At 74.1% G+C, this 24489-nt stretch carries 23 protein-coding genes; 10 read left to right on the top strand and 13 right to left on the bottom strand.

Annotated elements, in window-relative coordinates:
• Positions 1 to 55 precede the first annotated feature (55 nt).
• The 5 genes from LQK89_RS09705 (at position 56) to LQK89_RS09685 (ending at position 3634) form a co-directional block, all read left to right on the top strand.
• Positions 56 to 829: an SDR family oxidoreductase gene (locus tag LQK89_RS09705; protein WP_058740666.1), complete on the top strand. Its 774-nt coding sequence runs from the start codon at positions 56 to 58 to the stop codon at positions 827 to 829.
• Between the two features lie 110 nt (positions 830 to 939).
• Positions 940 to 1473 carry a phosphoribosyltransferase gene (locus tag LQK89_RS09700; protein ID WP_217507756.1) on the top strand — a complete coding sequence of 178 codons (534 nt, stop codon included), beginning with the start codon at positions 940 to 942 and terminating at the stop codon, positions 1471 to 1473.
• The gene (locus LQK89_RS09695; RefSeq protein WP_231048977.1) at positions 1470 to 2189 is read left to right on the top strand and encodes a Type 1 glutamine amidotransferase-like domain-containing protein; all 720 of its coding nucleotides are present in this window, start codon (positions 1470 to 1472) and stop codon (positions 2187 to 2189) included. The genes LQK89_RS09700 and LQK89_RS09695 overlap by 4 nt, the downstream gene beginning before the upstream one ends.
• 9 nt (positions 2190 to 2198) lie before the next feature.
• A complete protein-coding gene (locus LQK89_RS09690; RefSeq protein ID WP_231048976.1) occupies positions 2199 to 2879 on the top strand; it encodes a uracil-DNA glycosylase in 681 nt (226 codons plus the stop codon).
• Between the two features lie 146 nt (positions 2880 to 3025).
• Complete coding sequence (locus tag LQK89_RS09685; protein ID WP_058740663.1) at positions 3026 to 3634, top strand: GNAT family N-acetyltransferase; 609 nt, start codon at positions 3026 to 3028, stop codon at positions 3632 to 3634.
• Positions 3635 to 3796: 162 nt separating this feature from the next.
• On the opposite strand, the gene LQK89_RS09680 is transcribed toward LQK89_RS09685, so the two are convergent.
• Entirely contained in the window at positions 3797 to 4507 is a 711-nt protein-coding gene (locus tag LQK89_RS09680; protein ID WP_231048975.1) for a FadR/GntR family transcriptional regulator, read from the bottom strand.
• Between the two features lie 328 nt (positions 4508 to 4835).
• On the opposite strand from LQK89_RS09680, the gene LQK89_RS09675 reads away from it, so the two are divergent.
• Both LQK89_RS09675 and LQK89_RS09670 read left to right on the top strand, forming a co-directional pair.
• Positions 4836 to 6380, top strand: coding sequence for a GntP family permease (locus tag LQK89_RS09675; protein WP_231048974.1), 1545 nt, complete (start codon positions 4836 to 4838; stop codon positions 6378 to 6380).
• Between the two features lie 38 nt (positions 6381 to 6418).
• Positions 6419 to 6904 carry a gluconokinase gene (locus LQK89_RS09670; protein WP_231050779.1) on the top strand — a complete coding sequence of 162 codons (486 nt, stop codon included), beginning with the start codon at positions 6419 to 6421 and terminating at the stop codon, positions 6902 to 6904.
• A 21-nt stretch (positions 6905 to 6925) separates the two neighbouring features.
• Here LQK89_RS09670 and LQK89_RS09665 read toward each other — a convergent pair whose 3' ends face one another.
• From LQK89_RS09665 to LQK89_RS09655, 3 genes are all read right to left on the bottom strand, one after another.
• Positions 6926 to 7849 carry a L,D-transpeptidase gene (locus LQK89_RS09665; protein WP_058740660.1) on the bottom strand — a complete coding sequence of 308 codons (924 nt, stop codon included), beginning with the start codon at positions 7847 to 7849 and terminating at the stop codon, positions 6926 to 6928.
• An 81-nt stretch (positions 7850 to 7930) separates the two neighbouring features.
• The gene (locus tag LQK89_RS09660; RefSeq protein ID WP_231048973.1) at positions 7931 to 9907 is read right to left on the bottom strand and encodes a glycoside hydrolase family 43 protein; all 1977 of its coding nucleotides are present in this window, start codon (positions 9905 to 9907) and stop codon (positions 7931 to 7933) included.
• 129 nt (positions 9908 to 10036) lie between these two features.
• Positions 10037 to 11701, bottom strand: coding sequence for an ABC-F family ATP-binding cassette domain-containing protein (locus tag LQK89_RS09655; RefSeq protein WP_174778137.1), 1665 nt, complete (start codon positions 11699 to 11701; stop codon positions 10037 to 10039).
• Positions 11702 to 11823: 122 nt separating this feature from the next.
• On the opposite strand from LQK89_RS09655, the gene LQK89_RS09650 reads away from it, so the two are divergent.
• On the top strand, positions 11824 to 12639 hold the full coding sequence (locus LQK89_RS09650; protein ID WP_231048972.1) for an ornithine carbamoyltransferase: 816 nt from the start codon (positions 11824 to 11826) through the stop codon (positions 12637 to 12639).
• 202 nt (positions 12640 to 12841) lie between these two features.
• Here LQK89_RS09650 and LQK89_RS09645 read toward each other — a convergent pair whose 3' ends face one another.
• From LQK89_RS09645 to LQK89_RS09635, 3 genes are read right to left on the bottom strand one after another with little or no spacing between them, the layout of a single operon-like run.
• Positions 12842 to 13510, bottom strand: a complete 669-nt coding sequence (locus LQK89_RS09645) for a response regulator (protein WP_058740656.1) — start codon at positions 13508 to 13510, stop codon at positions 12842 to 12844.
• Positions 13507 to 14814, bottom strand: coding sequence for a sensor histidine kinase (locus LQK89_RS09640; RefSeq protein WP_231048971.1), 1308 nt, complete (start codon positions 14812 to 14814; stop codon positions 13507 to 13509). Before LQK89_RS09640 ends, LQK89_RS09645 begins: the two co-directional genes overlap by 4 nt.
• On the bottom strand, positions 14801 to 15778 hold the full coding sequence (locus LQK89_RS09635; RefSeq protein ID WP_231048970.1) for a CPBP family intramembrane glutamic endopeptidase: 978 nt from the start codon (positions 15776 to 15778) through the stop codon (positions 14801 to 14803). Before LQK89_RS09635 ends, LQK89_RS09640 begins: the two co-directional genes overlap by 14 nt.
• A gap of 119 nt (positions 15779 to 15897) precedes the next feature.
• Here LQK89_RS09635 and LQK89_RS09630 point away from each other — a divergent pair, with 119 nt between their 5' ends.
• Entirely contained in the window at positions 15898 to 16860 is a 963-nt protein-coding gene (locus LQK89_RS09630; RefSeq protein ID WP_231048969.1) for an NmrA family NAD(P)-binding protein, read from the top strand.
• Between the two features lie 11 nt (positions 16861 to 16871).
• Positions 16872 to 18329 carry an amidase gene (locus tag LQK89_RS09625; RefSeq protein WP_231048968.1) on the top strand — a complete coding sequence of 486 codons (1458 nt, stop codon included), beginning with the start codon at positions 16872 to 16874 and terminating at the stop codon, positions 18327 to 18329.
• Between the two features lie 24 nt (positions 18330 to 18353).
• Here LQK89_RS09625 and LQK89_RS09620 read toward each other — a convergent pair whose 3' ends face one another.
• The 6 genes from LQK89_RS09620 to LQK89_RS09595 all read right to left on the bottom strand — a co-directional run bounded on the left by LQK89_RS09620 (position 18354) and on the right by LQK89_RS09595 (position 24460).
• A complete protein-coding gene (locus tag LQK89_RS09620) occupies positions 18354 to 19187 on the bottom strand; it encodes an ABC transporter ATP-binding protein (protein WP_442874046.1) in 834 nt (277 codons plus the stop codon).
• Positions 19184 to 20062: an ABC transporter ATP-binding protein gene (locus tag LQK89_RS09615; RefSeq protein ID WP_331000540.1), complete on the bottom strand. Its 879-nt coding sequence runs from the start codon at positions 20060 to 20062 to the stop codon at positions 19184 to 19186. The genes LQK89_RS09620 and LQK89_RS09615 overlap by 4 nt, the downstream gene beginning before the upstream one ends.
• Positions 20059 to 20937 carry an ABC transporter permease gene (locus tag LQK89_RS09610; protein ID WP_058740652.1) on the bottom strand — a complete coding sequence of 293 codons (879 nt, stop codon included), beginning with the start codon at positions 20935 to 20937 and terminating at the stop codon, positions 20059 to 20061. The genes LQK89_RS09615 and LQK89_RS09610 overlap by 4 nt, the downstream gene beginning before the upstream one ends.
• Complete coding sequence (locus tag LQK89_RS09605) at positions 20934 to 21887, bottom strand: ABC transporter permease (RefSeq protein WP_058740651.1); 954 nt, start codon at positions 21885 to 21887, stop codon at positions 20934 to 20936. The genes LQK89_RS09610 and LQK89_RS09605 overlap by 4 nt, the downstream gene beginning before the upstream one ends.
• A gap of 37 nt (positions 21888 to 21924) precedes the next feature.
• On the bottom strand, positions 21925 to 23451 hold the full coding sequence (locus LQK89_RS09600) for an ABC transporter substrate-binding protein (RefSeq protein ID WP_231048967.1): 1527 nt from the start codon (positions 23449 to 23451) through the stop codon (positions 21925 to 21927).
• A 61-nt stretch (positions 23452 to 23512) separates the two neighbouring features.
• Positions 23513 to 24460 (bottom strand): alpha/beta fold hydrolase, encoded by a 948-nt coding sequence (locus LQK89_RS09595; protein ID WP_058740649.1) that lies wholly within the window; start codon positions 24458 to 24460, stop codon positions 23513 to 23515.
• Positions 24461 to 24489 lie beyond the last annotated feature (29 nt).

Here is a 24489-nt window from a genome sequence, read left to right as displayed (position 1 = left end):
GATCGTCGTCGGTACGGTGGTGCGGTCCGCTCCCGTCCCTTCCGTCGGAGGTCCCATGTCCCGTCTCGCCGTCGTCACCGGAGCCAGCTCGGGCATCGGTGCCGCCACCGTCCGGCTGTTCCGCTCGAGGGGCTGGGACGTCCTGGCCGTCGCCCGACGCGAGGACCGGCTCCGGGCGCTCGCCGAGGAGACCGGCACCGACTGGCTCGTCGCGGACGTCACGGACGCGGACGCGGTCGCGGCGCTCGCCGCACGGGTGGCCGAGGCCGGCGGTGCCGACGTGCTCGTGAACAACGCCGGTGGCGCCCTCGGCTCGGCGAGCGTCGAGGAGTCCGACGTCGACGACTGGCGCGTCATGTTCGAGGTGAACGTGATCGGCACGAAGCGCGTCACCGCCGCACTGCTGCCGCAGCTCCGCCGTCGGGCCGCGACCGCCGGGGTCGCCGACGTCGTCACCGTGACGAGCACGGCCGGGCACGTGGCGTACGAGAACGGTGGTGGCTACAACGCCGCGAAGTTCGCCGAGCACGCCCTGGTCGGCGCGCTCCGCCTCGAGCTGAACGGGGAGCCGCTGCGGGTGGTCGAGATCGCCCCCGGGCTGGTGAAGACCGACGAGTTCGCCCTCACGCGCTTCCGGGGCGACCGCGAGAAGGCCGACGCGGTGTACGCCGACGTGCCGGAGCCGCTCGTGGCCGAGGACGTCGCCGAGGCGATCGTGCACGCGGTCGAGCTGCCGGCGCACGTCAACCTGGACCTGGTGACCGTGCGGCCCGTCGCGCAGTCGGCGCAGCACAAGCTGGCGCGGGGGCCGCTCACCCCGCGGAGCTGACGCGGGCGGGAGCCGCGCCGGGGCCGAGCTGTGTCCGTGTCCGTGTCCGGACGCGCGCGGGTCCTGGTGACGGGTCGCGGTGGACGGGGCAGTGCCGCTACCGTGGTCGGATGCCGATCAGCAGCGAACCCGGGGCAGCCGCGCAGGCACCCTCGACCGTGACCGTCACGAGCGGGCCCGAGGTGCTCGGGTGGCTCGAGTTCGGGGACGCGGCCCGGCTGCTCGCCAAGGACGTGCTGTCCTCCGGCTTCGAGCCCGAGGTCGTCGTCGCGGTCGCCCGCGGCGGGCTGATCATCGCCGGTGCCGTCGCCTACGCGCTCGGCACCAAGGAGTGCGGCTCGATCAACGTCGAGTTCTACACCGACGTCGAGCAGCGCCTGGACGAGCCCGTCATCCTGTCGCCGGCCCTCGACGCGCCGAGCCTGGCGGGCAAGCGTGTGCTCGTGGTCGACGACGTCTCCGACTCCGGCCGCACCCTGCGCCTGGTCGTCGACATCATCCGGAACGCCGGCGCCGACGTCCGCAGCGCGTGCCTGTACTCGAAGCCCGGCACGGTGCTCGAGCCCGACCACGTCTGGCGTCGCGTCGACGGCTGGATCACGTTCCCGTGGAGCGCCCTCGCCCCGGTGACGGCCGAGTCGTGAGCATCCACCTCGTCGGCGGCGGCCCGGTCGTCGCCTCGGATGCCGTCGCGCCGTTCCTGGCCGAGGCCACCGCGCGCGCTGCTGCCGTCGGCCGGACCGTGCCGCGCATCGGGCTCCTCTCCGTCTCCCGGCAGGACGGCACATCGCCCTCGTCGGCGGCCGACATCGCCGAGGCCCTCGGGGGTGCCCGGCAGGCCGAGGTCCTGGTGACCGAGGTCGCCCCCGGCACGGTCTTCGCCACCTCGGTCCTCAGCGACGTCGACGCGCTCGTGATCGGCGGCGGTGTGACCCCGCACTACCTCGACGCGATCGCCCCGCTCGTCGACCAGATCCGGCTGCTCGTGTCCGACGGCCTGCCCTACCTCGGCTACTCGGCGGGCGCGATGGTCGCCGCCGACCGCGCACTCGTCGGCGGCTGGCGCATCGGCGGCGTCGAGGTCTGCCCGGAGGAAGCGTCCGAGGGGCTGGACGAGGTCGAGCTCCGCGAGGGACTCGGGCTCGTCGACCTGACCATCGACGTGCACGCCGTCCAGGCCGGCACGCTGGCGCGACTGATCGCCGCCGCCGAGGCGGAGTTCGTCACCGCCGGGCTCGCGATCGACGAGGACACGGCGCTCGTCGTCGGCGAGGGCGCCCTCGAGGTCCGCGGCACCGGCAGCGTCTGGCGCGTCGTCGCCGGGGACGAGTCGGTCTCCGTCGCGACCATGGGCGCCTAGGCACCGGTCGTGCAGCCGCGGCCCCTCGCCGAGCTCGTCGACCCCGGGTGGGCCGAGGCCCTCGCGCCCGTCGAGGCCGACGTGCACCGGATGGGGGACTGGCTCCGCGACGAGGTCGCCGCCGGGCGCCCCTACCTGCCCGCCGGTGACGTCGTCCTGCGTGCGTTCACGCAGCCCTTCGACGACGTGAAGGTGCTCGTCGTCGGACAGGACCCGTACCCGACGCCGGGGCACCCGATCGGGCTGTCCTTCGCGGTCGATCAGAACGTCCGGCCCGTTCCGCGGAGTCTGGCGAACGTCTACCGCGAGCTCCGCGACGACCTCGGCGTGACGCCGCCGGAGCACGGCGACCTGCGTGCGTGGTCGGAGCAGGGCGTGCTGCTGCTCAACCGCGTGCTGACGGTCGGGTCCGGCGCCGCCGGGAGCCACCGCGGCAAGGGCTGGGAGGCCGTCACCGACCAGGCCGTCCGCGCGCTCGTCGCCCGGGAGACCCCGCTCGTCGCCGTGCTCTGGGGTGCCCAGGCCGCATCCGTCCGACCGCTCCTCGGCGACACCCCGGTCGTGGCGTCGGCGCACCCGTCGCCGCTCAGCGCCTCCCGCGGGTTCTTCGGCAGCCGTCCGTTCTCGCAGGTGAACGCCCTGCTCGAGCAGCAGGGCGCGACCCCGGTCGACTGGTCCCTGCCCGCCTGACGCGCCGGCACGTCGGCCGAGTCTCGGCGTGGGCGACACGACTCGGGTCGCAGCGCCCGGGACTCGTCGCCCAGCGCAAGACTCGGCAGCGCCCGCCGTCGTGGCAGCGCCTGACGGCCCGGCCGCGCCCGCACTAGGCTCGGGACGTGCTCGAGGAGGAATACCAGCGTCGCCGCGTGCTGCCGCGCCACCTGCGCGCGCCCGTGCCCGCCGAGGCCGCGTTCACGTACACGATCCGCGCCGCCGAACCCGGGGACCTGCCCGACGTCCGCGAGATCCACACGCACTACGTCCGGAACTCCTCCGTCACGTTCGACCCGTCGGCGTTCACGTTCGCGAAGTGGAAGCAGCGGTACGACGAGGTCCGTCGCCGCGGCCTGCCGTTCCTGGTCGCCGAGAACCCGTCCGGGCAGGTGCTCGGCTACGCCCTCGTCGACCCGTGGAACCCGCGCGACCGGTCGAACCACGTCGTCGAGGACTCGATCTACCTCGGCGCCGCCGCCGGTGGGAAGGGCCTCGGCCGCGCCCTCATGGAGGCCCTGCTCGAGGAGTGCCGCTCCGCCGGCGTCCGCGAGGTCATCGCCGTCATCGCCGACCGCCAGGCCGAGGCGTCGATCCGCCTGCACGAGCGCCTGGGCTTCGAGGAGGTCGGCCGCATGGGCAAGGTCGGCTTCAAGTACGACCGCTGGCTCGGCACCGTCACGATGCGGCTGCGCCTCCGCGGCCCCCGCCTCTTCGCGCGCGGCCGGCGCTGACGCGGCCCCGGGCCGGAGGGGAGGCGCGTGGCGGGGTCCGCACGATCCTCCCGTCCGCCCTTCCCCCGGTCGCGCGCGACGGCTGGTCGTTCCGGGCGTACCCGGTGCTCCGGAGCACCAGGGACCCCCGGTTCTGCCGAGTACCAGTGCGCCGCGCGCCGGTCAGGGGGCTGGCGCCTCGGCGATGAACTCGTCCCGCGTGACGCGGAGGAGCGCCGTCGCGGCGGCGGACGCGGCGTCCGCGTCGCCTGCCGCGACCGCGCGCCCGACCGCCACGTGGCGGGCGGCGGCGTCGTGGGTCCAGCGGGTGATGGTGTCGCGCGACTCGGAGGTGCGGGTGCGGAGCAGGGCCTCGACGGTGCCGGCGAAGTGGGCGAAGACCGCGTTGCCGGACGCCGCGAGGAGGGCGCGGTGGAAGCGGACGTCGGCCTCCAGGTAGGCGCGGGAGTCGTCGCGGTCGCAGGCGGCGGCCATGTCGGTCGCGGCGGCGAGGACGGCGGCGGTGCTGTCGGTGCTCGTCGTGTTCGTGGCGGCGAGGGTGGCGGCGACGGGTTCGACGCCGAGCCGGAGCTCGAGGAGTTCCCGCTGCTGCGCGAAGTACGCGGGGGAGGCGCCGCGCCACCGGATGACGGTCGGGGCGAGGAGTTCCCAGGAGGACGTGGGCCGGACGAGCGTGCCGACCCGCTGGCGGGGTTCGACGAGCCCGAGGGACTGCAGGACGCGGAGGGCCTCGCGGACGACGGACCGCGACACGCCGTACTCCTCGGCGACGGCCTCGGGGCGGACGACCGTACCCGGACGGAGCAGCCCGTCGACGATCTGCTGCCCGAGCGTCTCGAGCACCTGGGCGTGGAGCCCGCGGGCGGTGGTCATCGTTCCTCCGTGCTGGTGGTGCTGGTGGTGCTGGTCGTGCAGGTCCTGCCGGACGTGTCGGACGTGCGGTCGTGCTGGTCGTGCGTTGCCGGTAGCGGCCCGTCCGGCTGGGTCCGTCCTGTTCATCGAAGCGGCAGACTGCCGGGCAGGGCGCGCGGCGCGCGGCGCTTCGTCGTATGATCTGATTAATCAGATTATTGGACCGGACCACCGCGTGTCCGGTCGCGCCCCGCGCGGACCGCCGGCCGACGACCCGGCCGACCGGTCACGGGCGGTGCACACACGAAGGCGACGGGGCCGCGAGGCGGCGGCCCAGGAAGGGGCACAGATGCCTCACGCACCCACGTCCGGAACGCTGCACGGACTCACCGTCCTGGCGGCCGAGGGCGGCAGCACACCGACCGTCGACCCGTCGGGGCCGGTCGGACAGCTCGTCGCGGCGGCGGTGGTCGGCATCGTCGTCATCATCGTCCTCATCACGTGGCTCAAGGTCCACCCGTTCATCGCGCTCGTGATCGGAGCGCTCGGTGTCGGGATCGGTGCCGGGCTCGCCCCGGACAAGGCCGTGACGAGCTTCGGCAACGGCTTCGGCGCGACGATGACGAGCGTCGGCATCCTCGTCGGCCTCGGGGCGATGTTCGGCCGCATGCTCGTCGACTCCGGCGCTGCCGACCGGGTCGTCGACACCCTCGTGCGACGGTCATCGAAGGCCGCGCTGCCGTGGACGATGGCCCTGATCGGGGCGCTCATCGGACTGCCGATGTTCTTCGAGGTGGGCCTCGTGCTCCTCATCCCGATCATCGTCCTCGTCGCGAAGCGCAGCGGCGTCCCGATCATGAAGATCGCGGTCCCGGCCCTCGTCGGCCTGTCGACCATGCACGCCTTCGTGCCGCCGCACCCCGGACCGCTCGTCGCCGTGTCGACGGTCGGCGCGAACCTCGGCACCACCCTGGCCTTCGGCATCGTGCTCGCGATCCCCGTCATCGTCCTCGCCGGTCCGGTCTTCGCCCGCTTCGCGGCGCGCTGGGTCGACATCCCCGCGCCCGACATGTTCTCGTCGCGTGGTGCGGCCGCGTCGACCGGCTCCGGTCCGGCGGACCCTGCGCAGGCCGGACGGGAGGCACGGCGCGGCCCCGCCACGCAGGACACCGCGTCCCTGCCGAACGGCAAGAGCGACTTCACCCGCGTGATCAGCGAGCCGCGGAGCCCGTCCTTCACGGTCGCCCTGGTCGGCATCCTGCTGCCGGTGGTGCTCATGCTCGCCCAGGCCGTCCGCGAGGCCGTCGCCCCCGACGCCGCCGGCGGCTGGGTGTCGCTGCTCGACTTCCTCGGGTCGCCGGTGATCGCGATCGGCATCGCCGCCGTCTTCGCGATGGTGTTCTTCGCCATCGGTGGCGGCATGGACCGGGCCGCGGTCGCGAAGTCCCTCGAGGACGCGCTGCCCCCGATCGCCGGTGTGCTGCTCATCGTCGGTGCCGGCGGCGGCTTCAAGCAGGTGCTCATCGACACGGGGATCGGCGGGGTGATCGCGGACGCCGTGCAGGAGTCCGGCATCTCGGTGCTGCTCGTGGCGTGGGTGGTGTCCGCCCTCGTGCGCGTCGCCACCGGGTCGGCGACGGTCGCGACCGTGACGGCCGCCGGGATCATGGCGCCGATCGCCGAGGGGCTGTCGACGCCGGAGACGTCGCTGCTCGTCCTCGCCATCGGTGCGGGGTCGGTGTTCCTGTCGCACGTGAACGACGCCGGGTTCTGGCTCGTGAAGGGCTACCTCGGCACGACCGTGGGGCAGACGTTCAAGACGTGGACCGTGCTCGAGTGCCTCATCTCGGTGCTCGGCCTGGGCGGCGTGCTCCTCGCGGGGGTGTTCCTGTGACCGCCGAGGCCGGAGTCGACGCGCGCGTCCTCGTCGTGATGGGCGTCTCCGGGTCCGGGAAGTCCACGGTCGCGGCCATGGTCGCCCGGCGACTGGGGTGGGACTTCGCCGAGGGCGACGAGATGCACCCGCAGGCGAACGTCGACAAGATGCAGGCCGGCACCCCGCTCACCGACGAGGACCGCTGGCCCTGGCTCGACGTCGTCGCCGGGTGGATCCGGACGCACCTGGACGACGGACGCCCGGGCGTGGTGACCTGCTCCGCGCTGAAGCGCTCCTACCGCGACGTGCTCCGCGCCCCCGGGGTCGTCTTCGTGCACGTCGCGGGCGACGGCGCGCTCATCGCCGACCGGATGTCCGCGCGGTCTGGGCACTTCATGCCGACGTCGCTGCTGGCGTCGCAGCTGGCCACGCTCGAGCTGCCGCAGCCGGACGAGGCGCACGTGACGATCGCCGCGGACCGGACGCCCGAGGAGGAGAGCGCCGAGGTGCTCGAGCGGCTCGGGTTGTCGCCGAACGCCTGAGGCATCGGACGACGTCCGCGGTCAGGTGAACTGGATCGCGGTGCCGACCGGCAGCTGCGCGAGGGTCTTCGTCATCTCGGCGGAGATCCGGACGCAGCCGTGCGAGCTGCCGGTCGGGTCCGGGTAGTAGTGCAGCGCGGTCAGGGCCGCGTTGCCGCCGTACTGGGGGATCCGCGACGAGTGCGCCCCGGTCAGGATGATCGGGTTGCCCTGCGTGTACGTCACGCGGGCGTCGACGTACGCGGCCTCGACGTACGTCGCCGTCGCGGTGGGGGTCGGGTCGTCGGGCGTGCCGAGCCGGGCGGCCTCGGTCGCGCTGACCGCCCCGTCCCGGCCCACGACCGAGACCGTCGACGCGGCGACGTCCACCTGGATCATCCGGTCCGCGGACGTGAGCGTGAAGTCGGCGGCGCGCGCCCAGGCGAAGGTGGCGCTCGGCGCCGTCGGGTCACCGCCGTCGCCGGGGGTGCGGTTCCGCGCCGGGGTGGAGACGAGGACCATGCCGCCGTCCTGCCCGGGGCTCCGGCCCCAGACGGCCGTGGCCGCCGGGGTGTCGATCGTCGAGACCGTGGACGCGAGCGTCGCGATCGGGGCTGCCGACGCCGACGGCTCGGCGTAGAGCGCGACGAGTGCAGCGTTCGGCACGGCGATCGTCCACTGGTTCTCGGGGTGGACGTGCGTGCCGTCGAGGAGCTGCGGGACGACCGCGTCGTGGAAGGCCAGGGGCAGGGCGGCGAGCTGCTCGGCCGACGGTGCCGCCGGGACCGCGGCGAGGGGCGTGGCGCTCGGCGTCGGCGACGGGGTCGGCGAGACCGAGCGCGGCGCTGCCGCGCGGGTGGCCGCCGGTTCGGGCGCCGACCCCGCCGCGACGACCCCGACGACGGTGCCCGCGACGGCGACCACCCCGACGGCTGCGAGTGCGATGCCCCAGGTCCTGCGCTGCATGGTGTCCTCCCCGGCACCAGTCCACCAGATCCGGGCCGGGAGGGCACGCCGCTCGGCGCGGCGCGCCCCCTCGACGGCGGGTCAGCCCTTCGACACCATCACCCAGCTGAGCTGGATGCCGTACTTCGTCGCGGGCGAGACCCGGAGGTCGACGACGCCGTCCTTGCCGACGGTCACCTCGGCCGACAGCGTCCGGAAGGTGCCGTCGATCGGCTGCGCGGTCGCGACGGTCTTCCCGTTGACCGACACCGCGGCAGCGCGACCGGGCGCGCTCTTGGTCCACGGGTCCCAGAAGCCGACGTCGACGCGCTGCTTGCCGGACTTCAGACCGGTGAGCACGTACTCCAGGTCGGTCGCGTCGGCCTGCCAGCGGACGGTGCTCGTGATCGTCCCGCCCGAGGTGCCGTTCGTCCCGCCCGTGGTGCCGAGGTAGCCCCAGTGGTCGCCGGTCGACGGGTCGGCCCCGAAGCGCTGGTCGTCGACGGAGTTGAGCAGCCGGTCGCCGCGCTGCCGCAGGAACGCGAGGTCCGCGGTGTGGTCGGCGGTGCCCTGGCCGCCGGCGTCGACGAAGTAGGACAGCTTCGCGGGGAGCACCGTCACGGTGCGGGTGAAGGTCCGGCCGTCGTCGAGCGTGCCGGTCACGGTCCGCTCACCGGCCGTGGCGAGTGCGTCCGCTGCCCACGTGACGCGGTGCGACCGGGTCGTGGACCCCTCGCGGACCTGCACGGTGCGCGGGAGTGCCTTCGTGCTCGACGAGAGCGTGGCCTGCCCGGGGACCGCCGTGGTGACGGTCCAGGGCGTGGACGGGTGCAGGTCGTCGAGCGTCCAGCTGGTCGTGTCGCACGAGAACGACATCGCGCCGCCCTCGCCGAAGGTCACCGGGAGCCAGACCGACGGCGCGGTCCGCAGGTCGGTGGCGTTGTTCCACCGGTCGCCGAGGTACACGACCCGACCGTCGCCGAGGTTGAGCAGCGACGTGCTCTGCGAGTTGCACGTGGTGTCGGCGTTCGTGCCGGTGGCCGGGTTGCCGTGCGCCGTCCAGGTCCCGAGCAGGTCCGTCGCGGTGGCGTACGCGGCCGCGTTCGGGGCCCACCCGGTCGCGCCGGAGGTCACGAGGTAGTACGTCCCGCCGACCTTGGTGAGGGCCGGGGCCTCCCGCTGCCCGCCGATCCAGGGCTGCGGTCGGCGGAAGTCGACGCCCTCGACGGCCGTGGCAGGGTCCGCCGACAGGTTCGTGTAGTCGGCGTCGAGCTTCGAGATGTAGAGGGTCAGGTTCTCCTCGCTGGCGTAGACGATGTACGCGGTGCCGTCGTCGTCCACGAAGAGGTTCATGTCACGGGCCATGCCCGGGTCGCTCGGGTGCTGGTTGGTGGGGTCGCTCGCGGGGACCCGGTCGAGCCGGTACGAGTCGACGTAGCGGAACGGTCCCGTGGGGGAGTCGGCGACGGCGACCCCGGCGGTGGCCTTGGCGTACTGGGCGTCGGAGGTGGCCGTGGGGCCGTCGGCGTGCACCCACATGACCCACTTGCCGGTCTTCGCGTTGTGGATCACCTTCGGCCGCTCGAGGATCGCACCCGGACGGGTCGCGCTCTCCGCCGTGACGCCGAGGTCGCGGTAGACGGCGTCCTGCTGCGCCTGGTCGTACCCGCCGTACAGCGCGGCGAAGTACGGGTCGGCGAAGTCGGCGCGGCTCGTCATCGTGCGGAGGGCGAGGCCCTCGTCGTGCCAGTCGTACAGGTCGCGCGACGAGTAGACGTGCACGCCCGGGGTGTCGCTGTACCCGTTCGTGCGGTCCTCGCCGTACCAGTAGTAGATCGGCTTCCCGTCGGTGTCCTGCGCGGTGACGACCTGGCCGCCGTGCCCCTGGATCGGCTGCCCCTGGTCGTCGTTCCACGGTTGTCCCGGGTGGAAGGCCGGCGCTGCTGTCGTCGCTGCCGCGGCCGGCGCTGGAGCGGCGAGGGCCGGCGCACCGCCCAGTCCGCCGACGGCCAGCGCTGCCGCGATCGCCCAGGCGAATGTGCGTCGCCCGTTCCCCTGTCGTGTTGCTCGGATCCCCATCGATCCCGCCTCCTCGGCTGTCGTCGTCGACCCCTGTGTCGACCCGGTGCTGACGGCTGTGTCAACGTCAACATCCTGGAGGGGTCGGCGCGGGCAGCGCAAGGGTGCCGTCCCGTTGCCGCACCCGGATCAGCGCTCGGTGACCCGCCCGTCCTCGACCCGCCACTGCCGGTCGAGCCGGACCGTGTCGAGCATCCGGCGGTCGTGCGTGACGAGCAGGAGGGTGCCGTCGTAGCCCTCGAGTGCCTGCTCGAGCTGCTCGATGGCCGGCAGGTCGAGGTGGTTCGTCGGCTCGTCGAGCACGAGGACGTTCACCCCGCGGGCCTGCAGCAGCGCCAGCCCGGCGCGGGTCCGCTCCCCGGGGGAGAGCTGCGCCGCCGGTCGACCGACGTGGTCGGCCTTCAGCCCGAACTTCGCGAGCAGGGTCCGGACGTCGGCCGTGGTCATCTCCGGGACGAGGGTCTCGAACGCCACGGCGAGGGGCTCGTTGCCCGTGAAGGCCGCTCGGGCCTGGTCGACCTCGCCGACCGCGACGCTCGACCCCGTCGAGGCGTTCCCCGAGGTCGGCTCGATCCGCCCGAGCAGCGCCGCGAGGAGCGTCGACTTGCCGGCGCCGTTCGGTCCGGTGATGCCGATGCGGTCCCCGCCGGAGACCTGCAGCGAGACGGGCCCGAGGGTGAACCCGCCGCGCTCGTAACGGGCGTCGGACAGCGTCGCGACGACGGCGGACGACCGCGGGGCGCTCCCGATCGTGAACGCGAGCTGCCACTCCTTGCGCGGCTCCTCGACCTCGTCCAGGCGTGCGATCCGGGACTCCATCTGCCGGACCTTCTGCGCCTGCTTCTCGCTCGACTCGCTCGCGGCCTTCCGACGGATCTTGTCGTTGTCCGGGTTCTTCTTCATCGCGTTCCGGACGCCCTGGCTCGACCACTCCCGCTGGGTGCGGGCGCGGGACACCAGGTCGGCCTTCGTCGCCGCGTACTCGTCGTACGCGTCGCGCTTGTGCTGCCGGGCGATCTCGCGCTCCTCGAGGAACGAGTCGTACCCGCCGCCGAACAGCCGGTGCGACGACTGTGCGAGGTCGAGTTCGAGCACCGCGGTGACCGAGCGAGCGAGGAACTCGCGGTCGTGGCTGACCAGGACGGCACCGCCGCGGAGGCCCCGGACGAACTGCTCGAGCCGTTCGAGGCCGTCCAGGTCGAGGTCGTTCGTCGGCTCGTCGAGGAGCACCACGTCGAAGCGGGAGAGCAGCAGTGCCGCCAGTCCGACGCGCGCTGCCTGCCCGCCGGACAACGCGGTCATCGGGGAGTCCGGGCCGACCCCGGCGTCCTCGGCGCCCACGTCGAGCCCGAGCTCGGCGAGGACGACGGGCAGGCGCTCGTCCAGGTCCGCGGCGCCCGCGGCGAGCCAGTGCTCGAGCGCCGCGCTGTAGCGGTCCGCGGCGGCGTCGTCGGCGTCCGGCGCGCCGAGGGCCTCGGCGGCGGTGTCCATCGCCGCGGTGGCCTGGGCGCACCCGGTCCGACGGGCCACGTACGCGGCGACCGTCTCACCGGGGACGCGCTCGTGCTCCTGGGGCAGCCACCCGACGAACGCGTCGGGTGGGTTCGTCGACACGGTGCCGGCGAGTGGCTCGTCGACACCCGCGAGCAGCCGCAGGAGCGTCGACTTCCCGGCGCCGTTCACCCCGACGAGCCCGATCACGTCACCAGGGGCCACCGTGAGGTCGAGGCCCTCGAAGAGCGTGCGTGCGGCGTGGCCGCCGGCGAGGTCCTTGGCGACGAGCGTGGCGGTCATCCGGACATGGTCCCACGGACGCGCGCCGCGTCCGCGACGCACCCCCCACCGGACGGGAGGCACGGGTCGGCCCCGCCCCGCGCCTCCTGGCCGTCAGGCGGTCCCGCCCGTAGCGTGGGGTGGTGCGCCACCTGATCCGCCTCGACGACTGGACCCTCGACGACGCCGCGGCCGTCTTCGCCCTCGCCGGCGGGTACGCGCGCGGTGCGGGGCCGGCCCTGCGGGGCGCGGCAGCGATGTTCTTCCCGCCGACGAGCCTGCGCACCCGGGCTTCGTTCGAACGCGGCGCGGCCCTCGCCGGGATGCAGCCCGTCGTGTTCCCGCCGGAGTCGTTGGACAAGGACGAGGCGCTCGAGGACGTCGCGGGGTACCTCGCGCAGTTCGTGGACGTGCTCGTCGTGCGGCACCCGAGGCTCGCGGTGCTCGAGGCACTCGCCGCGACGGACGCCGTCCCGGTCGTGAACGCGTTGACGGCCGAGAACCACCCGTGCGAGGTGCTCGGCGACCTCTGGGCACTCACCGGCGGGTCCGGTGTCGAAGCGCTCCGCGTCCGGTTCGTCGGTGGTGACGGGAACATCGCGCGGGCGTGGGCCGAGGCGTCCCGACTGTTCGGGTTCGACCTCGTGCAGTGCTGCCCGTCCCAGCTGGCGAGCCCGGGCACCGCGTGGACGGACGACCTCCGCGCTGCCGTCGCCGACGCGGACGTGGTCGTCACCGACGGTCCCGGAGCGCAGGCCGAGGCCCTGGCCCCGTACCGGATCACCGCCGAGGTCCTGTCGTGGGCGCCGTCGGGCGTGCGGTTCGCACCGTGCCCGCCGTTCGTCCGCGGGCGGGAGCTCGACGCGGACGCGCTGACCACCGGAGCCTTCGTCGGGTACGGGGCGAAGCGGGCCCTGCTCCCGGTGCAGCAGGCGGTCCTGGCGTACTGCACCGGCTGAGGCCCGAGCCTGCCGTCTCCCCGACCGCGTCTCGCGAGCTGTCTGGGCAAGCATTCCTGCCCATCGCGCGTGACATGGGATGCCGATCCGCGCGTGGGGTGCCGGAAGGAACGGCCTCCTACGAGCGATTCGGCCTCCGACGAGCGGATCGGCCTCCGACGCGTGGATCGGCCTCCGACGCGTGGATCGGCGGCAGCCCGCGCTACCCCTCGGGGACCGCCACGACCCGGTTCTGGTACGCCCAGACCACGGCCTGCAGGCGCGACCGGACCCCGAGCTTCGGGAGCATCCGCGCCAGGTGCGACTTGACGGTGGAGACCTCGACGACCAGAGCCGCCGCGATCTCCTCGTTCGACATCCCCTGCGCCAGGAGCAGCAGCACGTCGCGCTCGCGGGCGGTCAGGACCTCGCTGGCGCGGTCCCCGGTCACGGGCTGCAGGCTCCGCCGGGACACGAACTCCCGCAGGACCCGCCGGGTCAGGGACTGGTCGATGGTGCCGTTGCCCGCCGCGACCTGCCGGACGGCGCCGACGATCACGTCGGGCTCGGCGTCCTTGAGCAGGAACCCCGACGCGCCGGCCTCGAGCGCCCCGAACACCAGGTCGTCGAGGTCGAACGTCGTCAGCACCAACACCGGCACGGCGGGGTCCGCGTCCGGGGCGCAGAGCTCCCGGGCGACCTCGATCCCGTTCCGCACCGGCATCCGGATGTCGAGCACCGCCACGTCCGGCCGCGTCGACCGCGCGAGGGCGAGCGCCTCGCCGCCGTCGGCCGCGACCGCCACCACGTCGACGTCCGGCTCGGCGGCGAGCAGCGCGGACACGCCGGCGCGGACGAGTGGCTGGTCGTCCGCCACGAGCACCCGGATCACGACGCCGCCTCGGGCTGCTCGCGGCCCAGCTCGAGGGTCACGACCCAGCCGCCGCCGTCGGTCGGACCGGCCTGGAGGCGCGCCCCCACCAGGTCCGCCCGCTCACGCATGCCACGCAGTCCGTTCCCACCCGCTGCCGTGCTCCCGGACGACGGTGCGGTGGGCGCCGAGTTCTCGACACGGACGCGGAGGCGCTCGTCGTCGCGGTCGTCGACGGTCACCGTGACCATCGACCCGGCCGCGTTCGACAGGGCCTCCTGCACCGTGCGGTACGCGGCGAGCTGCGCGAGCGGTCCGACGCCGTCCGCCAGGGGACGAGCGCCCGGCAGCACCTCGAGCCGGACGTCCGACCGGAGCCGCGCGCGTTCGACCAGGTCGACGACGCCGGCCACGGTCTCGACCGTGCGTTCGGCGGGGGAGTCGTCGCGCAGGAGCCCGACGAGGCGGCGCAGGTCCTCGAGCACGGCGGTGCTCTGCTCCCGCACCTGCCGCACCCCCTCGTGCGCGGCGGGCGGGTCGACGTCGATCTGCCGGTCGATGACGGCCGACATGAGAGCGATCCCGGACAGGTGGTGCGCGGCGATGTCGTGCAGCTCCCGGGCCATCGCGGCACGCTCGCGGGACACCGCGGCCTCGACCCGGGCGTCCTGCTCGCGGACCGACGCCGAGGCCTCGGCGGCACGGGCGTCCGCCTCCGCCGAGCGGGCGTCGGCCTCGGCGACCCGGGCGGCGCGGACCTCGCGGCGGGAGCGGACGACGAGCGCGACGACCAGGGGGAGCCCGACCGCGCCGAGGGCCTGCAGGACGCCCTGCCCCGACGCGTCGAGCAGCGCCCGGACGACCTGCCCGCCGCGGAACGCTCCGCTGACGATCGCCCAGTGCCACCCCGTCCCGACGGCGACGAGCAGGGCGGTGCCGACGAGCGCGGGCCAGGTCCGGACCAGGGGCGCGCGGAGAGCGACGACGACCACGGCGACCAGGACCGGGAGCGCCGTCAGCCCGAACAGGTCGACGACCGCCGGGACGGCCACGGCGATCGGTACCGGGACCGCGGCGACCGCGACGAGCACCGTCCGGGGGAGCCGACGCACGGCCAGGAGCGCGCCGGACTGCACGAGCAGCCCGAGTGCCAGGAGCGACCACGGCAGGCTGCCCACCGCGGGGGCGATGACGGGCGCTGCGAGGGTGTCCGGGTCGGCGGCGTCCAGCGGGGGGAGGCCGAACAGCAGGCCGAGCGCGACGACCGCGGTGCCGAGCGCGACCAGCACCTCGGTGCGGCCGACGCGGGACTCAGCGGGTGCCATCGTCCGATCCTACGAGGACGGCGTGCGCCGACGTCGTGGCGGAGGGCGTGCCTCCCGGCCGGTCACCGTGAGCACGTGGGTAGCCGAGCCGCCCGCGGGTGGCGACCAGCAGGACGACCGCCGCGACCGTGGAGACGATCGCGAGTCCGTGCATCATCGTGCCCGCGGTCATCCCCGGGTACATGTCCGCCCACAGCGTCGAGATGGTGTTGTTCACGCCGACGTGCAGGAGCAGCGCGACCGGCAGGCTCTCGCCGGTGCGGTTGAAGACCCAGGTCATCACGACGTTGAAGGTGATCGTGAAGAGCGCGAACACGAGCGGTTCCGACCAGTGCGCGTCCGGCCACCCGCCCCAGTCGGACAGGTACAGCGGCATGTGCCAGAGCGCCCACAGCGGACCGAGCACCGCGACGGCACCGAGGGGACCGAACTGCTCCTGCAGCCGGGGCAGGGCGAAGTCGCGCCAGCCGGGCTCCTCGGACAGACCGGTGGTGAACAGCTGCACGACCAGTCCCGGCACGAGCGCGACGAGCGCCAGCGCCGTGGGGGCCTGCACCCGAACGCCGGAGAACGGCAGCCCGGTCAGGACCACCAGCAGCGGGACACCGACGAGCGCCAGCGCGTACCAGCGCCACGGGACCCGCCAGCGCCACAGCCGCCCGACCCAGCGCCGGAGACCCGTGCGCCCGTCGGCGAGGGCCGTGACGAGGAATGCGCTGCCGAGCGGACCGAGGAGCGCCCCGGGGAGGATGCCGGTGAACTGCGCCGTGCCGAGGAACTCCGGGAAGTGGACGTCCCAGACGCCGAGCCCGTGCGGGCTGAGGATGTACGGGATCCAGGCGAGCCAGCTCAAGCCGAGCGCCAGGACCGCGAAGGTCGCGATGGGGTGTCGCGCCGCGAGGTTCGTCCGGGGTGCGTGCTTCCCCGTGTTCGTGTGTTCGTCGGTCTTCGTGTGTGGAGGCATGGCTTCGACGCTAGGAATCCGCCGTCCCCGCGCCGACCGGCGGAGGGACGCACCACCGGGAGTTCCTCCGAAGGGTGCAAGCCGGAGCCGACCCGGGCGAGGGTGCGTAGCGTCGGGGCATGACCACCACCGTCCTCGTCGCGGGCGCCACCGGCGACCTCGGCACGCGCATCGTCCACGCCCTGCTCGACGACCGGTCCCCTGTCGGTGGCACGGGTGCCGACCGGGGACCCGTGCTCGTCCGGGCGCTCAGCCGGTCGGGCGGCGCGTCCGGGTCGACCGGTGCCGCGAGTGCCTTCGGGGCGCCGGACCGCGTGCGCCTCGTCTCCGCCGCCTACGACGACCACGACGCACTCGTCCGCGCCCTCGACGGGGTCGACGTCGTCGTCTCCGCGGTGAGCGGGACCCGCACGGTCATCGTCGACGCCCAGACCGCACTGCTCCGCGCCGCCGTCGACGCCGGGGTGCCGCGGTTCGTGCCGTCCGACTACTCCGCCGACTACCGCTCGATCACCCCGGGCACCAACCGCAACTTCGAGCTCCGCCGCGAGTTCGCCGCCGTGCTCGACGCCGCACCGGTCCGCGCGACCTCGGTGCTGAACGGCGCCTTCACCGACATGCTCACCGGCCAGGCACCCATGATCCTGTTCGACCGCCGCCGGGTGCTGTACTGGTCCTCCGCCGACCAGGTGCTCGACTTCACCACGAAGGACGACACCGCGCGGGTGACGGCGCTCGCCGCACTCGATCCGGACGCCCCGCGGGTCGTCGAGGTCGCCGGCGACCGGGTGACCGCCCGGAGCGTCGCGGCCACGCTCTCGCAGCTCACCGGCACGCACTTCCGCACGCAGTGGGCGGGCACCGCGAGCACGCTGTCGGCCATGGCGCGGATCGGCCGACGCGTCTCGAGTGCCCCGGACGACGAGCCGTTCCCCGCCTGGCAGGGGATGCAGTACTTCGTCAGCATGTTCGGCGGCGAGGCCACCCTCCACCACGTCCGGAACGACCGCTACGGCCCGCACCGCTGGACCACTGTCCGGGACGTGCTCGCCGCACACCTGGCCGCGGACACCGCCGCCTAGGCTCAGGGACCGTGTTCGAACTCCACCACCTCACCGCGCAGGAACTCTGGGACTGGATCCGACGGGGCGAGACCACCGCGCTCGAGGTCACCGAGCACTACCTCGACCGCATCGCACGGCTCGACCCGGAGCTCGGCGCGTTCGTCACCGTGACCGCGGACGAGGCCAGGAGCAGTGCCGCGCAGCTCGGGACCATCGCGCAGCCCGGGACCGACGTGCCGACCTCCCGACCGCTCTGGGGACTCCCGCACGGCGACAAGGACCTGTACGACCGCGCCGGCGTCGTCACCCGCAGCGGATCCGTCGCCCTGCCCGCCGCACCCGCAGCCGCCGACCACCCGCTCGTCGCAGCGCTCGCCGCGGCCGGCACCGTGAGCCTCGGCAAGACGACGACGCCCGAGTTCGGGATGTCGTCGTCCTCCGAGACCCGACTCGGCACCACCGTCAACCCCTGGGACACTTCCCGGGCTCCCGGTGGGTCGTCGAGCGGTGCCGCGGTCGCGGTCGCGGCGGGACTGCTCCCGGCGGCCGTGGGGACCGACGGCGGGGGATCGGTACGCATCCCCGCGGCGGCGACCGGGCTCGTCGGACTCAAGCCGAGCCGGGGCCGGGTGCCGTCCATGCCCGGACGGTCGGGCCTCGGCGGCCTGAGCGTCGCCGGGCCGATCACCCGGAACGTCGCGGACGCCGGCATGTTCCTCGACGCCCTCGTCCGGCCGACGGGGCTCGACGAACCGACGCCGTACGCGCTCGTCACGCCCGACGTCGGCGACGGCCCCTTCACCGCCGCGGCGGTCCGGGGCGAGGGGCGCTTCGTCGTCGGGCTGCTCGACGGCTCCCCGTGGGACGACACCGTCGACGTGGTGGTCGACCCCGCCGCCCGCGAGGCCGTGGCCACCGCCGTCCGGGTGCTCGGCGAGGTCGGGCACGGGGTCGAGGACGTCGCGATGCCCCGACTGCCCTACGCCGACGCCTTCAGGGTGGCCTGGGAGTCGAGCGCCGCCGGGCTGCCCCGGGTGCCCGGCATCGACCTGACGGCGCTGACCCCGCTCGTCGGGTGGCTCGTCGAGCGCGGCAGGCGGCTCACCGCGACGCAGGTGCTCGACGCCATGACGGCCCTCGACGCGTTCTCCGTGGCGCTGATCCGGGCGTTCGACCGGTTCGATGCCGTGCTCACCCCGACGTTGGCGCTGCCGCCACGACCCCTCGGCTGGTACGGCGACGACCCGGACGAGGACTTCCGCCGCCAGTGCGCGTACTCCCCGTGGACCTCGATGGTGAACGTCGCCGGACTGCCCGCGATCACGCTGCCCGTCGGGGTCACCGGTGCGGGCCACCCGGACGGCGAGGGTCTGCCGATGGGCGTGCAGCTGATCGGCCGACCCGGCGAAGAGCGCACGTTGCTCGCGCTCGGGGCACAGCTCGAGCGACGTCTGCGGTGGCAGCGGCGGCACCCCGCGTGCTGGTGAGGCGCGCCCGCCCGCCCGCACGGCCTACGGCAGCGTCGGCGCCGCCGCCACCAGCGCCCGCGTGACGTCGTGCTGCGGGTCGTCCAGCAGCGCGACCGGGCCGTGCTCGACGATCCGCCCCTCGGACAGCACCGCCACGGTGTCGCACAGCCGCTGCACCACGCCGATGTCGTGCGACACGAGGACGAGCGTCAACCCGAGGTCGTCCGCGAGCGAGCGGAACAGGTGGATCACGCGCGCGCGGACCACCACGTCGAGGGCGCTCATCGGCTCGTCCCCGAACAGGATCCGCGGCTCGTGCACCACCGCACGGGCGATCGCGATCCGCTGCCGCTGCCCGCCGGAGAACTCGTGCGGGTACCGGTCCACGGCGTCCGCCGGCAGGTCGACCCGCTCGAGGACCCGCCGCACCAGCTCCCGGTGGTCGCCGGGGACCCGCAGTGCCCGGAGGGGCTCGGCGATGATCGCGCCCACGCGCATCCGCGGGTCGAGCGACGCGTAGGGGTCCTGGAACACGACCCCCGTCTCGCGACGGAACCACCGCATCGCGGCAGCGGAGGCGGACGCGACCACTGGACGACCGGAGGCGGTCACGGTGCCGGCGGAAGGCGCCTCCAGGCCGGCGAGCAGCCGCACCAGGGTGGACTTGCCGGACCCGGACTCGCCGACGATCCCGAGCCGGGCGCCGGGAGCGACCGTCAGGTCGATCCCGTCGACGGCGGTGCGGACCGGGCCGGGCTCGAACGGCCCGCGGCGGGGGAGCCGGTACGTGCGGTGCAGCCCGGTCCCGGCCAGGACCGGGAGCGAGCCGGAGCCGGGCAGGGCGTCCGGCTGCGGCGAGGTGGAGGGCGTGGTCACGGGGTCCTCCTGGCGGTGGCGCGGGCGGCCTCGACGAGCGCGGTCGTGGCGGGGTGCTGCGGTGCTGCGAGCAGGGTGCGGACCTGCCCCTGCTCGACGACGCGCCCCTCGTGCAGCACGACGGCGGTGTCGGCGATGCGCGCGAGCACGGCGAGGTCGTGCGTCACGAACAGCATCCCGGTGCCGCGTGCCGAGGACAGCCGCTCGAACAGTTCGAGGATCCGGGCCTCGGTCGTGACGTCGAGCGCCGTGGTCGGCTCGTCGGCGATCAGGTAGGCGGGCGACCCGGCCATCGCCATCGCGATGCAGATCCGCTGCCGCTGCCCGCCGGACAGCTGGTGCGGGTACTGCCGCAGGAGCGACGCCGGGTCCGGCAGACCCACCGCGTCGGCCAGTGCGACGGCGGCGGTCCGCGCGGCACGACGGTCCAGGCCGCGGTGCAGCCGGAGGGGCTCCGCGACCTGCGCGCCGACCCGTCGGAGCGGGTCGAGCGCCGTGCCCGGTTCCTGGAACACCATGCCCAGGTCCGCGCCGCGGTGCTTCGCCCGCTCGCGGTCGGGCAGGCCGACGAGCTCCCGCCCGTCCAGGCGGATGCTGCCGGTCACGTGCGCACCGGTGGGCTCCAGCCCCATCAGGGCGAGCGAGGTCATCGACTTCCCGGATCCGGACGCGCCGATCACGCCGACGCGACGGCCGGGAGGCACGGTGAACGACACACGGTCCAGGACCGTCCGCCCCGCGATGCGCACCGAGAGACCCGAGACCTCGAGTCCGGCGCGCGGGTCCGGCCCGCGGTCGGGTCCGGTCGGGCCCTGCTCGTGCGCGTCGGGCCCGTGCGTGTGTGCGTCGGGCCCGCGGTCGTGTGCGTCCGTCACGCGGTCACCCCCGGGGTCGTCGGCGAGGTCGTGGTCGGGTCGGACGCCCGGTCACCCGTCGTCAGCCGCGGGTCGGTCGCGTCCCGCACCGCGTCGCCGAGCAGCGAGAGCGCGGCGACCACGAGGGCGATCGCGGCTCCCGGCCACGCGGCGCTCCACGGGTGGACGCCCACGTAGGTCTGCAGGTCGGCGAGCATGCTGCCCCACGACGCGGTGTCCGAGCCGGCGCCGTAGCCCAGGTACGACAACCCGGCCTCGGCCAGGACGGCGGTCGCCATCGCGAGCGAGAGCTGCACGGTGAACAGCGGCGCCGCGTTCGGCACGAGGTGCCGGGTGAGCACCCCGAGCGGTCCCACGCCGGACGCCCGTGCCGCGACGACGTAGTCGCTGCGCGCGATCCGGCGGATCTCGCCGCGGGCCACGCGGGCGATCGTCACGCCGAAGGACAGCCCGACGCTCACGACCACGACGCCGAGTGAACCGCCGAACACCGCGGTGAGCAGCATCGCCGTCAACAGCGTGGGGAACGCCACGAGGATGTCGAGCAGGACGGCCGTGCCCTCGCGGACCCACCGGGCGGTGAGCGAGCCGACCGCCGTGAGCACGATGCCGACGACGCTCGCGATGACCCCGGACCCCACGGCGACGAGCACCGTCGTCCGCGTGCCGGCGAGGAGGTAGCTCGCGATGTCCCGTCCGGAGGCGTCGGTGCCGAACCAGTGCGCCGCGCTCGGTCCGGACCACTGCCGGAACGGGTCGGTGCGGAAGGGGTCCTGCGGCGTCCACACGAGGGACACGGCGGCCAGGACCACGAGCAGGCCGAGGACCACGACGGCGAACACCCCGGTCGGCCGGGCGACGAGTCGGCGGATCACTCGTGCACCTCGCGTTGCCGGGGGTCGAGCACGCGGTGCAGCACGTCGACCGCGAAGCCGACGAGCAGGACGAGCCCGGTGAGCACGAGGAGCTCGGACTGCACCTTCGTGACGTCCCGCCGGCCGACGTCGGTGACGAGCATCCGGCCGACTCCGGGCAGCGAGAACAGCTGCTCGACGACGACGGCCCCGACGAGCAGCCCGGCGATCTGCACGCCGAGCACCGCGAGCACGGTGAGCGCCACGGACGGCAGCCCGTGCCGCACGAGCGCCTGCGTCCGGGTGAGCCCGATCGCGGCGGCCGTGCGGACGTGGTCGGCGTCGAGCACCCCGAGCGTGGCGGAGCGCGTGAAGCGCAGGATCACGGCGCCCTCGACCGCGCCGATCGTGAGCGCGGGGAGCACGAGCGCCGAGAACGCCCGCCCGGGCTCGCCCCAGCCGTCGAGCGGGAAGCCCTGCGGCGGGAGCCAGCGGAGCGTCACGGCGAACAGCGCGATGAGCAGCAGCCCCGCCCAGACGATCGGGATCGCGGCGACGGCCTGGGCGACGAACGCGATCACGGCACCGCCCGCGCGGCGCCGCAGCACCGCGGCGAGCACCCCGAGCGGCACGCCGAGCACGAGGGCCGCGGCGAGCGACATCCCGGCGAGGGGCAGCGTGACCGCGAGCTTCTGGGTCAGCTCGGGGGCGACCTGGCCCCCGGTGACGAGCGAGCGGCCGAGGTCGCCGTGCAGCAGCCCGCCGATCCAGTCGACGTACTGCACCACGACCGGCCGGTCCAGGCCGAGCTGCTGCCGGAGCTGCTCGACCTGCGCCGGGGACGCCTGCGTGCCGGCGACGACCTGCGCGACGTCGCCGGGGAGCACCCGGAGCACGGCGAACACGATGATGCTCGCCACGAGCAGACCGACGACGAGCAGCAGCAGTCGCCCGACGAGGAACCGGGTCACGAGCCCGATGCTCCGGGCCCGGCAGCGGCGACCCCGGTCACCGCACCGCCAGCTGCGCCAGGTCCAGGCGGGAGTTCGTGCCGTCGAACGGCACGCCCGTCACGCCCTTGCGGACCGCGGTGATCGACGTCGCCGTGTAGAGCCACTCGCCGGCGGCGTCCTCGCTGACGATCCGGGCCGCCTGTTCGAGCGCCTTCGTCTTGTCGGCCTGGACGGTCGCCGCGACGGACTGCGCGTACAGGGCCTGCACCTCGGGGTTGTCGTACCCGAAGTAGTAGTCCGGGTTCGCCCAGTTGCCGAAGTCCCGCGACTCGACGTGGTTGACCATCGACAGGTCGAAGTCGTGCTTCTCGAACACCTGCGACAGCCACGTAGCGAAGTCGACGCGCTGGACGCTCAGCGTGATGCCGACGTCCGCGAGCTGCGACTTCAGCACGTCGCCGATCGTCGCCGCGTAGATGTTCGGGTAGGTCAGGGTGAGCTTCAGGTCCTTCGCCCCGGCCTCGGCGAGCAGCTGCTTCGCGGCCGCGGGGTCGTACGCGTCGACGTCGGTCAGGTCCTGGTAGCCCGGGTCGAGCTCCGGGATCGGCCCGCCCTGCGGCACCCCGGTCCCACCGATCGCCTTGATGAGCGCCTTCGGGTCGATCGCCTGCCGGATCGCCTTGCGGACCTTGACGTCGGTGAAGGGCGCCTTGCGGTCGTTGAACGCGAGCGTGTACTTGTCGGTCGTCTTGCCGGTGTGCAGCGAGATGTCGGCGTTGCCCTCGAGCTGGCTCTTCAGCGTGCCGTCGACCGAGGTCTGCACGTCCAGGTCGCCTGCGGCCATCGCGTTCACGGCCGCGGACCCGTCGGTGATGTACCGGAACTCGACCTTGGCGACCTTCGCCTTCGTGCCCCAGTAGTCGGCGTTCCGGGCGAAGACGAGCGCATCGCCCTGCTTCCAGCTCGACACCTCGTACGGGCCGGTGCCGTTCGCGGAGTCCGACAGGTCGTTCTTCGCGGCCTGCTCGAGCACGAGTCCCGCGCGGCCGGTCAGGTTCCAGAGCAGGTCGGAGTCCGGCTTCGACAGCGTCAGGACGACCTGGTCCGACGACGGCGACGCGATCGACCGGACGTTCGCGAGCTGCGCGGAGTCGACGTAGGACGCGTTGTCCTTGACCTGCTGGAGCGACCACACGACGTCGGCCGCGGTGACCGGCTTGCCGTCCTGGAACGTCGTCCCGTCGCGGAGCGTGAACGTGTAGGTGAGTCCGTCCGCCGAGACCTCGTGCTTCGACGCGAGCACGTCGTGGATCGCGCCGCTGCCGTCCGCCGCCCGGCCGACGAGCCCCTGGTACACGTTGTCGATGAGCACCTGGTCGAGTGCGGCACCGGACTGCGTGCGGATGTCCAGGCTGGTCGGTTCGAGGACGAGCCCGATCCGGACGGTCGCGTCGGCGCCGCCCTGTTCGTTCGACGATCCCGAGCACGCGGTCAGGGCGAGGGCCGAGACGACCGCGACGGCCGTGCTGGCGAGGGCGACGCGTGCTGCACGTCGACCCAGGCGGGGGAGGAGCGGACTCATGGGTTGTGGGTTCCTTCCGGGCGCGTGGGAGCGACGGTCGTCGCGTCGCGCTCGCAAGAGGCTACCGACCAACCGGACCGTCGGGGGACGGTTTCTCCACGGGGTGCAACAATCCGTGGTCCTCAGCCCATGCCCGGATCGCCGTGGCCAGTTCGAGGGGTGCCTGGTTCTGCACCGCGTGCCGGGCCGTGACCGTCACGACCCGGGCGTCGGGCAGGCGCTCGACGAACCCGGTGTGCAGTTTCGGGGAGACGTAGCCGCGGTCCCCCCGGACGAGCAGCAGTGGGACGTCCAGCGCCTCGAGGTCCGGCCATGCGTCCGCGAAGCGGCCCACCGAGGCGGTCCGGCCGGCGGGCAGGTGCGGGAAGTGGTGCCGCCGCACGAGCCGCCCGTCCGCGCCGAGCCGGGTGGTGTGCCGCGCCTCGCGGAGCAGCACCTGCCGGTCGTCGCCGACCCGGGCCTCGACGGCGCGGTCGACCACCTCGTCGAGGGACGCGAACGGCTCCTCGTCCTCGAGCGCCCGCGCGATGCGGTCGACGGCCCGCTGCGCGAAGTCCGGCGACATGTCGACGAGCACGAGACCGGTCACCCGCTCCGGTGCGAGCGACGCCAGCCGCGCGGCGAGGATCGCCCCGAGCGAGTGCCCGACGACGATCCCCGGCGGCACGTCGAGCGCGTCGAGCGCCGCGAGCACCTGCGGGGCGGTGACCGCGGCGCCGTAGTCCGCGTCGTCGCGCCAGCTCGACCGGCCGTGTCCCGGCAGGTCGAGGGCGACCGCCGGCTCGCCGACGGCGAGCGCGGTCTGGTCGAAGCTGTGCGCGTCGATGCCGAGCCCGTGCAGGTAGGTGATCCGTGCCTCCCGGCCGTCCGCCGTGTCCCACCGGATCGCGGCGGTCTCGCGTCCGTCGTCGCCGCGGACCACCTGCCTGGAGGCGCGGAGCGGCTCCGTCACGCCGCTCGCGGCGGCGAGCGCGGCCAGGTCCGAGAATTCGTCGTCGGGTTCGTGCACGGGGACGATCCTCGCACCGTCCGGGGTAC

Source organism: Curtobacterium sp. C1, assembly GCF_021049325.1.
Lineage (GTDB): Bacteria > Actinomycetota > Actinomycetes > Actinomycetales > Microbacteriaceae > Curtobacterium > Curtobacterium citreum.
The sequence above is the reverse complement of the archived record's forward strand: the minus strand, read 5'-3'. Positions and strand labels throughout refer to the sequence as shown.